The 12753-nt window shown below is 42.1% G+C and carries 12 protein-coding genes; 8 read left to right on the top strand and 4 right to left on the bottom strand.

The window, feature by feature from the left end; all coding sequences use genetic code 11:
* Positions 1–37: 37 nt before the first annotated feature.
* The 7 genes from AC58VC_RS05150 to AC58VC_RS05120 all read left to right on the top strand — a co-directional run bounded on the left by AC58VC_RS05150 (position 38) and on the right by AC58VC_RS05120 (position 6069).
* Positions 38–253, top strand: a complete 216-nt coding sequence (locus AC58VC_RS05150; protein WP_497367735.1) for a DUF896 domain-containing protein — start codon at positions 38–40, stop codon at positions 251–253.
* Positions 254–422: 169 nt separating this feature from the next.
* The gene (locus AC58VC_RS05145; RefSeq protein WP_497367734.1) at positions 423–986 is read left to right on the top strand and encodes an NADPH-dependent FMN reductase; all 564 of its coding nucleotides are present in this window, start codon (positions 423–425) and stop codon (positions 984–986) included.
* A 38-nt stretch (positions 987–1024) separates the two neighbouring features.
* The gene (locus AC58VC_RS05140) at positions 1025–2026 is read left to right on the top strand and encodes a type I glyceraldehyde-3-phosphate dehydrogenase (RefSeq protein WP_497367733.1); all 1002 of its coding nucleotides are present in this window, start codon (positions 1025–1027) and stop codon (positions 2024–2026) included.
* A gap of 192 nt (positions 2027–2218) precedes the next feature.
* Positions 2219–3205 (top strand): hypothetical protein, encoded by a 987-nt coding sequence (locus tag AC58VC_RS05135; RefSeq protein ID WP_497367732.1) that lies wholly within the window; start codon positions 2219–2221, stop codon positions 3203–3205.
* A gap of 56 nt (positions 3206–3261) precedes the next feature.
* Entirely contained in the window at positions 3262–4476 is a 1215-nt protein-coding gene (locus tag AC58VC_RS05130) for an MFS transporter (protein ID WP_497367731.1), read from the top strand.
* Positions 4477–4574: 98 nt separating this feature from the next.
* Positions 4575–5624: a sulfite oxidase gene (locus tag AC58VC_RS05125; RefSeq protein ID WP_497367730.1), complete on the top strand. Its 1050-nt coding sequence runs from the start codon at positions 4575–4577 to the stop codon at positions 5622–5624.
* Between the two features lie 73 nt (positions 5625–5697).
* Positions 5698–6069, top strand: coding sequence for a GNAT family N-acetyltransferase (locus tag AC58VC_RS05120; protein WP_497367729.1), 372 nt, complete (start codon positions 5698–5700; stop codon positions 6067–6069).
* 104 nt (positions 6070–6173) lie between these two features.
* On the opposite strand, the gene AC58VC_RS05115 is transcribed toward AC58VC_RS05120, so the two are convergent.
* Both AC58VC_RS05115 and AC58VC_RS05110 read right to left on the bottom strand, forming a co-directional pair.
* Positions 6174–8591 (bottom strand): carbohydrate-binding protein, encoded by a 2418-nt coding sequence (locus tag AC58VC_RS05115; RefSeq protein ID WP_497367728.1) that lies wholly within the window; start codon positions 8589–8591, stop codon positions 6174–6176.
* Positions 8592–8669: 78 nt separating this feature from the next.
* A complete protein-coding gene (locus tag AC58VC_RS05110) occupies positions 8670–9716 on the bottom strand; it encodes a glycoside hydrolase family 19 protein (RefSeq protein WP_497367727.1) in 1047 nt (348 codons plus the stop codon).
* A 391-nt stretch (positions 9717–10107) separates the two neighbouring features.
* Between AC58VC_RS05110 and AC58VC_RS05105 the strand changes: the two genes are divergently transcribed.
* Positions 10108–11079, top strand: coding sequence for a hypothetical protein (locus tag AC58VC_RS05105; RefSeq protein ID WP_497367726.1), 972 nt, complete (start codon positions 10108–10110; stop codon positions 11077–11079).
* 46 nt (positions 11080–11125) lie between these two features.
* On the opposite strand, the gene AC58VC_RS05100 is transcribed toward AC58VC_RS05105, so the two are convergent.
* Entirely contained in the window at positions 11126–11527 is a 402-nt protein-coding gene (locus tag AC58VC_RS05100; RefSeq protein WP_497367725.1) for a DUF6843 domain-containing protein, read from the bottom strand.
* A gap of 71 nt (positions 11528–11598) precedes the next feature.
* Positions 11599–12549 carry a phospho-N-acetylmuramoyl-pentapeptide-transferase gene (gene mraY / locus AC58VC_RS05095; protein ID WP_497367724.1) on the bottom strand — a complete coding sequence of 317 codons (951 nt, stop codon included), beginning with the start codon at positions 12547–12549 and terminating at the stop codon, positions 11599–11601.
* Positions 12550–12753 lie beyond the last annotated feature (204 nt).

Below are 12753 nucleotides of genomic sequence, written 5' to 3'. Positions count from 1 at the left end.
GAGACATTATCCAAATGACTTCAAGGAGGTAATGGGAATGATTCCAATTTTGAACCGTATTAATGAACTGAGCAGATTTGAGCGAAGATCAGGTCTATCTGATACTGAGAAAGCGGAACAAGCAGCGCTTCGGACGCAGTATTTGCAGATTATACGCGGGCAGCTATTAACAACGCTTCTGAACGTGTCTGTTATGGATGAAGTCGGGAACGATGTTACGCCCAAAAAGCTTATTGATAAAAAAAGCAGTTAATGATCAATAATTTTTGTCATATATCTTAATATTAAGAATGTGTAAATTAAGATAATTGTTCGATTGATAACGAGCCAGGTTAATAGCCGTGGCACCCAAACTAAAGTTACCCCACATAAATATGGAGAGTATTGTATGATTATATGAGAATGAATTCAGGAGGTTGCTGATGTCAAAACGAATAGGGATTATTGTAGGAAGTTTGAGGGAAAATTCGTATAATCAAATGATTGCCAATACGATCCCAGAACTAGTAGATTCCGCAGAATATGAATTCATATCGATTGCTAATCTCCCCTTGTATAACGCGGATTTTGATAAAGGAGTAGGGCCAGATCCAGTTATACATTTTCGAGAGGCGATTCAAAAAACGGATGGCATTCTCATTGTTAGTCCGGAGTACAACTCAGGTATACCGGGAGTACTGAAAAATGCATTGGACTGGGCATCGACACCGACCAAAACAGCCGTCTTAATTCGTAAGCCTGCAGGTGTGATAGGCGCAACACCTGGCGCAAAAGGGACGATTCTTTCGCAGCAGCAAATCAGGCAAACATTGGATGCCACTCAGTCCTATGTGATGCCGGCTCAAAAAATGTATATTTCTCAAATTACGGACAAGATTGATTCAAATACTCGTAAGCTCACGGATGAGGCAACTCGCAAATATTTGCAGCGTTATGTTCAATCATTTTTGCAATGGACTAATCAGGTACAACGGTTGAATGACTAGTAAAGAAAATAACTAATCTAATATATATGGAGGCTATTATGGGTAAAATTGCGCTTTTTGGTTTTGGACGTATCGGAAGACAGCTCCTTCGGGCAGCGTTGCAACAAAATTTGTTTGTCCCCTTTTCTATCTCGGATATTAAAGACGAAGCTACGCTTGCCGCACTTTTTGAAGTGGATACAAATTACAAGCGTTGGCATGAGAAAGTATCTGCTCAAGAAGGCGCAATCGTAATCGGCGACAGGGAGATTCGTTATTTGAATTCAGCCACTGAATTGCCGAATTGGGGTGAGTTAGGTGTTGAATTGGTCATTGATTGTACCGGGCGAGCAGTTACGCGATCAGTAGCTGAACTGCACTTGGAACGAGGCGCCAAAAGGGTGCTTGTCAGCGGCCCGAGCAAAACCTTAGAAGATTGTGACGCAGTACTTCTTAAAGGAATTAACTTAGAAAGCTTCGATCCGGAAAAGCATAAAATCATTAGCATGGCGAGTTGCACGACCAATGCGCTTGCACCGGTAGTTAAATTGGTCAGAGAAAACTATGGTATTCAATACGGATTATTTTCCACGGTACACTCTTATACGAACACGCAATCGTTAACGGATCAGCCGATGAAGGATCGACGGGATTCATGGGCAGCAGCGGAGAACATCATTCCATCATCCTCAGGTGCAGCCAAAGCTCTGAAATTCATTTGGAATGATCTACAAATCACCGGCAAAGCTTATCGGATTCCAACTCGTACCGGGAGCATCGCAGAACTTAATTTGATAACGGAAAAACGATGCACTGTTCAAGAGATTAACGATATGTTTCGAGAGGCTGCGAGAGAAGGAGAATTAAAGGGTGTTCTGGATGTTTTGGAAGGCGAATGGGCCTCTTCCCGTATCGTAGCTGATCCCCATTCTTCGATTATTGACTTGCCTTTAACCCAAGTACAAGGTGAGTTATTGTCTGTCGCTACTTGGTACGATAACGAATGGGGTTATGCTTCACGGTTGGCTGAAGTAGCCTCTTATCTTGTTTCAAAATCATAACCTAGACGATTGATGATGAATTGGATGCATCTTAGGACGTTTGAGCAGAGCCTAAGGCGACGGCCAATACATCTAAACAGGGAGCAGTTGGCCGCGGCAACTGCTCCCTGTTTTCGTTCAAGTAATGGGCAGGATAATGGAAATAATTCAAAGAAATTAATAGAATAAAATCGGCTGATTTTCTCGATAAGAATGAAGGGGGAGAGCCTAATTAAAATTGCTCCAGAGAGGTTTGAGTTTGGGATCGAGAAGGAATATGCATTAGTTTATAAAGAACATGACTTCATAAGTTATTTATTAGCCTCACAAGAGATTATAAATAAAATAAATTCCATGTCGAATATTCATGAAAATTTAGTGAAAAAAGTTCTTTATTTGTTTGAAAAGGGCTGGCAGATACATCCTGAATACTCCAATGCTTTAATAGAAGTCGTATCTCCTCCTTATACCTTGGATAGTTTTAACGAAATAATAGATGGTTTTCAAGTTTTCGAAGAAGTTGTATGTAATTTGTTAATAGACTTTAAAGAAAAAAACACAAATCTAACAGGAGAGATTTTATTATCAGATAAATTTAGTTCTTCGACAGATGCATTCATTAATTATAAAAAAGAAAAAATCACTGATATTAAGCAAATTATACTTACGGATGAGGTTGTAACTTTTCTGGGAAGTGATGATCTAATTCCCAGTTCCTTCAAGGGAATTGAAGATTTAAATTTACTTTATGCGGGGTTTATTTCTACACATGTTACACTACATCCAAAATATTGTTCAAGTTGGGACATTAATCGTGAGGCCGAATACTTTTGGAGCTTATTAAATCTTCTGTTTTTATCTGAATATGATATAAATGACACTACCTTTTATTATAATGGTAAAGATGAAATCAAGTGTTCAGTAACACCCCGAAGTGAATTAATATCATGGGCAGATAGGACAAGCACCTTCTTTGAAAGAAGTATTAAGCAAATAATGGAAGGCGATGTTCAAGTGAAAGTTGATGCGTATAATCTTTTTTTAAATGAACAATGCAAAGGAAACAGAACTTATTTAGCAAAAATAAAACATGTTGAAGAGTGGACTTTATTTGAAATTAGAAGGTTTCATAGTGGAATATCAATTAACAGTATGAAAGATTTTTTATTAAATGCAAGTAAGATTCTAATTAACCCATAATACCAATCCCCATTTACTCCATACATTCAAATGTCTTAATAGCGTGGAGGTTTCATATGTTTAAGAAAATCCAAGGGAACGCTAGAGGCTGCTTAATATATGAACCTATGTTTATTTTACCGTACAGTATGCTTACTACGTATGCAACCGTATATATGTTCCAGTTGGGAGTCAGCGAGAGACAAATCGGTTTTATTACTTCGGTGGGACTGATTATGCAGATCTTTACCTCTTTCATCAGTGGATACCTTACGGATCGGATGGGCAGGCGCCGGGCGCTTCTCTATTTTGATCTTATAAGTTGGAGTGCCGTCGCACTCATCTGGGCTGTATCGCAAAATTTCTGGTATTTTCTGATTGCTGCCGTATTCAACAGTTTCCTTAGGGTGCCTAATACAGCATGGTACTGTTTATTGGTCGAAGATACCGCTCAAAATGATCGGTCTACTGTATTTAGAATTCTGCAACTCATCGGGGTGATCGGGGGATTGTTCGCTCCGCTCGGTGGACTTCTAGTTAACCACTTCACGCTTATTCCTGCAATGCGCATTATGTACGGCATTTTTTTCGTTAGCTTAACGGTGATGTTTTTGGCCCGAAACTTCGCCACTTATGAGACGGAGATTGGCGTACGAAAAAGAAAAGAGAGCGCAACCTTTAACCTGAAGGACAATTTTCAAGCATATATCAATACGGTTAAGACCATCCTTTCAAATCGGGCGTTGATGATTGTCTTTGGCGTGTACATTTGCTTTAATTTTCAAGTGACTTTGCAAAATACATATCTCTCAATTTATCTTGTTGAAGCTCTGAAAATTAGCGAAGCACTTATTTCAATATTTCCAGCGGTATCCTCCTTAGCCATGCTCGCATTGATGTTCCTCGTTGTCCCACGATTACAGGAGAATAAGGCACAAGTTTACATGATTTGGGGATTTTCACTTGCAATCGTGTCAAAAATTATTTTAATTGCCGCTACACCAGGCCAATTTACACTGGTGATAGTCAGTACAATGCTTGCCGCTGCAGGCAGTATTATTTCCAGTCCCTATCTGGAGGCGATCGTAGCAAATTCCATCGATGATGAACAACGCGCAAAAATGTTTTCGATTCTGCAAGTTCTTGTCTTACTATGTATCTCTCCATCAGGCGTAATCGGCGGATGGACATATTCCATCGATCCTAGGCTGCCTTTCATCTTAATCATTTTATCTTCTATTGTAAGCATTGTTTTGATGATCATGTTGCGTAGGGAGGCCAATGATCTTTAATTGGTGACATTAACGCCGGCTCATCGAATCAAAAGTCATGTGTACCAGCTAGAGGATCATACCTTAAATCAGGACTTTTTATGAAAGGATGATCCTCCTTGTTGTATTCATCTCATTTGATTACACGAAAGATCATACCTGAAAATCAGGAGTTCCCGATGATATCTTTATGTAATCGAGTTACCCCGGAAAATCTATTTTATATCCGAAATCACTTTACATATCCAACCGTGGATGTGACTAAGTGGAGATTACAAATTGATGGTTTTGTAAGTAGACCAATATTATTGAGCTACCGAGATCTTTTACAAATGCAAAAGGTTTCGATCCCTGTAACGCTTGAATGCGCTGGGGAAAAGAGAGCTTTATTTGATCCAAAAGTCCCTGATGTACAGTGGGAATTAGGTGCATGCAGTCACGCTGTTTGGACAGGAGTGCGTCTTGTAGATATTTTAAAAATTGTTGGTATTCAAATGAATGGGATAGAAGTAACTTTTGAAGGAATGGATAAAGGAACTAGAACGGATATGCCAGGAGTATTTGCCTTTATCAGAAGTTTACCAATGAAAGCTGCTCTTAATCCAGATATTCTGATTGCTCTATACATGAATGGGAAGCCCCTACCTTTCCGCCATGGTTATCCCGCAAGACTCATTGTTCCAGGGTGGTATGGCATGGCATCTGTTAAGTGGCTGCACCGTATAAAGGTGATTGAGCAGCCATTTAATGGCCCTTTTCAAACGACTGATTATATATATGCAAGTAAATTATTTTCTGGTTCTTATGCAGAGCCAGTAACAACAATCCGGCTTAATTCAACGATTGCACGACCTACCGATCAGGAAGTATTGGCTAAAGGTGAGCACTGGCTAGTAGGCACAACAATCTCTGGTGAATATCCGGTTGCCCTTGTTGAAATCAGCACGGATAACGGAATGACATGGCAGCTTGCGTCTTTCTTAGATGCATATGAGTCCTATTCTTGGAGGCGCTGGCACTTCAAATGGGCTGCAACGAATTCGGGGACTTATGACATTTGTATACGAGCTACGGATGTTGCAGGGAATATCCAACCAGAAACCGCCGATTGGAATGTAAAGGGATATGGTTATAATGCGATTCAAAAAATACGTGTTTATGTGGATTGATCCTTGTTTCACCGCCTTTCCTAAAGGGTAATAAGTACAAACAAGCATCACATCCTGCAGGAGGTGTTCCACTATGGAAGCAAACAACACGTTTCACGAAGCTGAGGAGGAAATTGTTTTGCAAAAGCAAGGCAACGCCTACATTCTGAGTACGTTGTCAGGTAAGGTAGGCGAGATTACTTACAGGCTTGTCGATACCGGAACCTGGGTGATCGATCATACCTATGTGGACCCGCGCTACCGTGGTCGTCAACTTGGTAAACAGCTGCTGGATTTGGTCGTCCGCGAAGCCCGCGACAACGGGCGTAAAATCATTCCTTCCTGCTCATTCGCGTTGGAGGAATTCAAAAAAAGCGCCACGTATGCCGATGTTTGGGAAAAAGGTGAATCGTCAAGCGAGCTCTCCGACCCGTATAGAAAAGGCAGTGCCTTAATGGGACGATAAGGGTTCGATACAAACAGAGAAGAATGAAATAGCCAGTCGCCGATGGGTTTTCGACGACTGGCTGCTCAATCTCTCTCAGACTGAATCGAACCGAGCTTTGCGATTTATTTTCTTAACAGCTCAAAATCATCGAACGCTGCCCAGTTGCCCGCATTAGCGTCGCTCCAGACTCCGATCTCGATTCGGCCATTAGTTACATTGATGTTGTCGATTGAGTATTTCGTATAATTGACGACGGGATTGCTTCCAATAACTGCTTGAACTTCTGCTGCACCATAATTTTTCGCGTATAGATGAAGTGCTTTATGTCCGCCGCCCGATCTAGCCCATACGCTGACGGAATAAACGCCGTTTGGCACGGTCAGTGATTGAGACGTAAGCTGTTGATAAGCTCCAGCTAGCCAATGCGTTAGCTTATAGCTGCCAGTGTGCGGTTTGTCAGCATCCGCTTTACACGCCAATTCAGCCCCGCTATGCCACTCCGTCCACCCCTCTAAATTACCCGTTTCAAATCCCGGATTCTTTATCAGATTTGCTGGTTTTTGCGGAGTAGGCTGCTGATTTGCCGGCTGTTGATTCGTAAATTGCATCCAATTCAAGTTAAACCCCGGCCCTGCAGCGTATAGGCGTAACGTCTTCTGACCTGCACTGAGGCTCACTTCGCCACTCACGGTCTTCCATTCTTGCCATCCGCCAGTATTAGGCACGGAAATAGTGCTTAACACGGTATCGCCTAATTTCAGCTGGAGAGATCCAGTGTCAACTTGACTCGCTACACCTAGCTCTACTTTATAAGTCCCTGCAGCAGCTACATTCACAGCGTAATCCATCCAATCACCTGCGTCGATCCATCCGACATTCAACCCACCGCCGACAGCCTTGGTGTTCTCTAGCTGCACACCGCTCATTGCACTGTATTGTTCAGCTTCAATCTTGCCAGGAATCGGCGTATAGATAACGACGGTCACTCCACCGCTTCTCTTTTGCTTTTGATCCAAATATAGAGACTGCGGAGCCAGATCTCCTCCTGTTCCAACGCCCTCGACAAAGTCCTGTGGCGCTGAACGCTCAGTAGACGGTACATTGTACTCTACACCGCTGGCTGCACCACGGGTGCCAATCACATAGCCACGACCGAATTGTCTTGATTTAACAATCGCCGATTGCCCAGGGGCATAAGCGACTCCGTTGGTATTCCAAATGACCGATTGCGATGTGGTCCAACCATGCTCCACGGTTCCATAAGGCCGGTAGATTGCTTCAATAAAATCGCTGTTCATGGTCATATTGTCGAGTAGATTCGCCATGCTTAAATACATATGAAAATCTGTTGCTAGACGCGGTTGGTTCGACGTACTATTGTGAATGACATTGCCGCTTGTCCACATGTATTGGAACGTAAAGCTATGTCTTCCTAGGGAAGCCGTAGCATGCTGTACCAAATTATCTTCGCCTTGCATTAAGTAGAGATACCCGTTTCCGCCTTCTCCCCTATACTGCGGTTTCTGCAAATGTGTGTTCTGAACCGTTATCGTACGGGACTGATACAATACAATCCCATGAGATAGCAAATGCAAATCACTTGTGTTGGACGAAGGCTTGAAGCTATCCACCTGATCAATCCAACTATTTTTGACATTTGAAAAACCAATCGCTTTCGAGGCATGTACTTCATAGGCGGCAGTTCCAGGCTTCTTGTAATCGAGATCTCCCCAGCTAGAGCCTGTATGCTGCTTCATGCCGATGGACAATTGCTCAATCCCAATCTCCGACAGCGTTTCTCCCACTTTATATACCCTTGCCTTGTCTCTTGCCTTCAACGAATATCGGATTGGAATATCTACCGTCAGCGTATTGGCTGCTGTGTCGATTGCCGTGATTTTACGGTAAAAAGTCGGCCCTTTTACAGCTCCTGTGTTCCATTTTCCGGACATCTCATGTTCAGCAATAAAAGCATCTGTAGCATCGGAATGCAGTACGATAAAATCATTCGCGCTGTATCCACTGACACTACTTACAGGAATAACGGTTGCCAAAGGGTTTACGTCTCCTCGGATAGACGTGGGCGCATTTGTCGGCGTATGCCAGTCAGCGGAATGGGCTGGTGCAACGCGAATGACCGATTTCTCCCGCATATTTGGTGTGTCATTGTAAATGAATGTTGCGCTTTTGCCGGCTCCCCGCAGAACAACATTGTTATTATTAATCCACAGTGCGCTTGAACTCGTTCCTTGCGGGTGAACACGGTATGTACCTGCGGGCAAGTAAACGACACCGCCTCCTGCAGCACCGGCCGCATTAATCGCATTCTGGATGGCCGCCGTCGAATCTGCTTTACCACTGGCGTCTGCTCCATATTGCGTAACGACATTATAGACGGAGCCGGGCGGCGTTGATGGAATCTGCTTTTCTCCTCTCCAATAACCTGCATAAGAAAAATCTTGAAGAAAGTTTCCTTGAGTATCTTTATACCCTAATGTCCAATTATCTGGATATAGTGAGCTGCGCCATGTTTGAGCCATTGTAGTACCGCTTTCTCTTGCCTTTGAGGCAAGATTTAATAGTATACCGTTAATAGGAGTTCAAACTATCAAACGTTTTTAGCAAGAAAGATGGTTGCCTGGATTAACACCGAGAATGGTGCAAATTTTCTTGTATTGCTCAACTCGGTTAGGCACTGCACCGCCGCCACCACGGTTACACTCTAGTGCACCGTTAATGGTACGGATGGTTTCCCCGAATCCTTTTGATTGAACCATTGCGTTATGACAGGTCATAGTGCCAGCACCCGTCTGTGTGTTCCAGAACCATAGGGCTGTTTTCATCGCGACGGCAGGGTCTTGTGCAACTAAATCTGGATTTGAAAGTAGTGGAAGTCCAAGTGCCTCACCAGCAGCTCCGTAATTATAGTTCCAGCTGAGTTGCAGTGGACCACGACCATAGTATTGCTTGCCAGGAACAACTTTATATTTGCTGTTATAGTCAAAATAGTGGTTATAGTTAGCCTTGTTTGCCTCAATGATGTGATACAGACCGCCTGTCTCGTGATGGATGTTGGCAAGGAAAGCAGCGGCTTCTTGACGTTCAATCGTATGGCCACCTGTTTTGGAGAAAGCAGGGTAAGCGCTAGTAGCAGCAACTAATCCGGCATATGTGTAGAAATGATTTCGACCAGCGAAAATTTGGTTGAATTGCTGCTCAGTTACTACGAATCCGTTAGAAGGCTGCGGGGCAGGTGTTACTGGATTCTGGGTTTGTTGAGCGGAAATAATGAATTCTTCCCAGCCTGATGCAGATGGTCTATTCGCATAAAGAACGCCATCCAGGTTCATATCAGCGCATACGTATAGATTGTTAGCCACTGCTTGCAAGGCGATCTTTCCATTGCCTCGATCAACTCTTTTGAACTTCTCCCAAGCTTGAATCGTTGTTGCTCTTGCAATCAATTTCGTATTTTCGTTCAAATCAGCAGTAACGTATTTGTTGTTGGCAGAGGATAAGAAAGAGATCGTACCATCCGAGTTGTTAATGACATCAAAGGTTTCCCATCCCTTAGCCGTCGTTCGATTGGCAATGAGTGGACTAGTTCCTTGATCTTCAGCTGATACATAGCTGTTGTTAGATGCGGATTTAATGACAGATAACATTTATAGAACCTCCTATATATTGAATGATAGAGTTGCAGCATCGAATAATGCTGTAAAGCAGTAGTACTTCAATCTTCACCACCTTCTGCTTATGGTAAAGCTATTGTAGGTTCTGAATTCTTTTTATACAAATAATAAAATATGAAATAATTCATCAATAAATTTATGCTAATCAAAATTTTTATTTCATCTAAGTCGATTTTCCTAAATGAAAATATGATTATACTAGCAAAAGTGATCTTAAAGTCTCTATTAAAAGTAAGCCAATAGGTATGAAGGGCTTCACAATCCAACAGCGTCTTAACAAAACCTTAAAAATATAGTGAGTAACTTTTTAGATGTTCGGTCGTCTATTTTTAAAAAGGAAAAATTTGGGTAGGGGTGGTTGCGAATGAGAAGAGGTTATTGGTATGCCGTGCTGCACTTGGCGATTATGTTGGCTTCGATTGTATGCGCTTCACCAGCGAGCGCCAATTTGCCAGTTTCCACCCTGGTGGTGCTTAAGGAAGTGCCAATCTATGACGATAAACACGACACAGAACATCAGGTTGGGGCCATTTCCGCGACACAGGAGGTTAAAGTTAAGGAAACGGTGCCGAAATGGGATGAGAATGAGGAAATTAAGTGGTTTCTAGTTGAGACGTGGCTTGGCGACAAGTGGATTCAAGCTAGCGACAAGGTGGCAACAGGCGGTTATCGCCAATTGGATCGCGTTATCACATTGGTGCAAGACACAGAGCTCTTCGATCTGCAAAATGACGAGATAAAAACCGGTTTGACGATCAAGCCGCAAAAGGTTAAGGTGGTCGGACATTATAACACGTTCAATTATCGGGTATCCAACGCGACCTCGGTCGGTTTGAGCACGCTAAACTGGTATCAGATTGAAACGGAGTTCGGCATCAAATGGATACTAGAACCATTTATTTGGGAAGATGTGAAGACAGCGGACGTTTCGTTCGATGTCATTCTTTCGAAAGCTGCAAGCGTGTATCCGTATCCACTGGCTGTTAAGGAGCAGGAGGAAACGGTTGATCCCGGCAAATTCTCTGCGAAAGCCGTATGGATGAAGAATGGCAGGCCATTCGAGAACACCATTTGGTTGAAGGTAGATCTGCCACACAACGAAAGATGGTTACTGCTGGATACTGACATCAGCATGCAGGTTACGCTGGATTCGGAGACACGAAAGTTCAGCGCACCGTATGAGCAGTTTGAACAATCTGACTTGCTGCAACCCGGTACCTATACGATTATTGCTAATTCGGGAGAATGGTCTTGTGTTGAGATGGATTCTGGAAATTTTTGGATTCGTACGTTGACGGAGGAGGTCCAACATGGTGCGGACATTTTCAATGATTAGGAAGCCCTCTCATTTTATTTATTATCATTGATTGTTCTTAGCAACTTTATTGTTGTCTTATATAATTGTCGTATTGCTCTTTTGTACCAATAAATAATCTAGCAACGGTTAGATTATCTTCGCCTCCACCATGCGAAGACACCCCATGAAATTGTTCATTGCTTACTTTCTTACGCTCCCCCTGATTATCAACATAATATACCTCAACAGCTCCACTCACCATGGTATCTGAGGTTTTCAATTTACCTGACTTAGGTATGTTATAAAAAAATGTATTTCTTTCTTTTGGAAGTTGTGGGTAATCTGATTGGTCAAAGGTAACTTCTACTTCTCCAACAAAATTTTCTGGTATGAGATAAATATGGAGAGGATTTTTATTTATTGTAGCTATTAGAAAGGTTATGCATAGAATCATGATTGTTAAGGCTACAAATAGATACTTTTTCAATAAAACTCCTCCTTTATAGGGATGTTACATTGTTATTGACACACAATAAATCTCGCGTGACTGAATACGATCTAGAGGGCATATTTCCAAATAAACCAACAGATAAGAGCAGATAGCCAAGAAATAAAACCAAATATCATGACGATTTTATTCTCGCTCCAGCCATATTTCAAACTGAAATGATAATGAATTGGTGCCATTTTAAATAGTCGTAATTTCGTTCGTTTATAGTACCAGACTTGCAAGATAACTGAGAATTGTTCAGCCAGATAAACTGAAAACAGGATGGGAATTAATATCTCTACCTTCTCAATTATCGCTAAGATGGAGAGTGAACCTCCAATGGCAAGCGATCCGGTATCTCCCATAAATGCTTTGGCAGGGTAAATGTTATAGAAAAATAATCCGAGTAGGCAGCTAATCATTACGAGGGAAAATATTTGTACTTCCTGCTTGTTGGAGATTAGAAAAAAGAAAAAGTAAGTGGGAATTGCAACATTAATCAATAACCCGTCTAGACCGTCTGTAAAATTGATTGCATTAGCCGATCCAACCACAAAAAATAACATGATAATTATGTACGCGTATACAGGCAAGTGAAGCTGATAACCACTGAACAAAGAGATATCGCTCGTTAGTTGAAATGAATGGAACAAAACGATTAGCAGAGTTCCTGCAAATGCGAATTGAAATACTAATTTTGTCCGTCCCGAAATGCCTGATGGATCTTGGTGTGCTGCCTTTTTGAAATCATCCATAAAGCCAACTGAACTGAATAAGAGAAATGAAACGCACAAAAAAAGCATCAATGGTGCAGGATGAAATTGCAATGACGTTGCCACACCGATAAGCAATATGAGGCCAGCCATCAGCGGTGTCCCGCGCTTAGCTTGATGGTCGGGGGGGAGCTGGGTGCGAATGGGTTGAGTAAGTTTCAGGGTGCGCAGCACCCAAATGAGTAGTGGAGTAAATAACGCCACAAGCAAAAAAGAAAGACCAGATATTCCGAATATCCCAAGCATGCTGATAGCCCCTTTCCCTTGTCCAAAATGAAAAAACCTTAAACATTCAGTTAATCTTTAAAGCAACTTTACATAAAGTTTTAAAGCTAATAAAGAGAAGGTTTGGATGGAATTTTTTCATATTTTTAGTACGAGTCGTTGAGCCCCAAGGAGGAATGTGTCTTTTTGGATTGTCCCATTGATTAAGCTTATGTTCTGATGTTC

The organism is Paenibacillus sp. J22R67, assembly GCF_059692175.1.
The sequence above is the reverse complement of the archived record's forward strand: the minus strand, read 5'-3'. Positions and strand labels throughout refer to the sequence as shown.

Coding starts and splice junctions, on each gene's coding strand:
- AC58VC_RS05145 (WP_497367734.1), top strand. CDS start 423: ATGTCAAAACGAATAGGGATTATTGTAGGAAGTTTGAGGGAAAATTCG.
- AC58VC_RS05120 (WP_497367729.1), top strand. CDS start 5,698: ATGGAAGCAAACAACACGTTTCACGAAGCTGAGGAGGAAATTGTTTTG.
- AC58VC_RS05150 (WP_497367735.1), top strand. CDS start 38: ATGATTCCAATTTTGAACCGTATTAATGAACTGAGCAGATTTGAGCGA.
- AC58VC_RS05140 (WP_497367733.1), top strand. CDS start 1,025: ATGGGTAAAATTGCGCTTTTTGGTTTTGGACGTATCGGAAGACAGCTC.
- AC58VC_RS05110 (WP_497367727.1), bottom strand. CDS start 9,716: ATGTTATCTGTCATTAAATCCGCATCTAACAACAGCTATGTATCAGCT.
- AC58VC_RS05130 (WP_497367731.1), top strand. CDS start 3,262: ATGTTTAAGAAAATCCAAGGGAACGCTAGAGGCTGCTTAATATATGAA.
- AC58VC_RS05115 (WP_497367728.1), bottom strand. CDS start 8,591: ATGGCTCAAACATGGCGCAGCTCACTATATCCAGATAATTGGACATTA.
- mraY (WP_497367724.1), bottom strand. CDS start 12,549: ATGCTTGGGATATTCGGAATATCTGGTCTTTCTTTTTTGCTTGTGGCG.
- AC58VC_RS05105 (WP_497367726.1), top strand. CDS start 10,108: ATGAGAAGAGGTTATTGGTATGCCGTGCTGCACTTGGCGATTATGTTG.
- AC58VC_RS05135 (WP_497367732.1), top strand. CDS start 2,219: ATGAAGGGGGAGAGCCTAATTAAAATTGCTCCAGAGAGGTTTGAGTTT.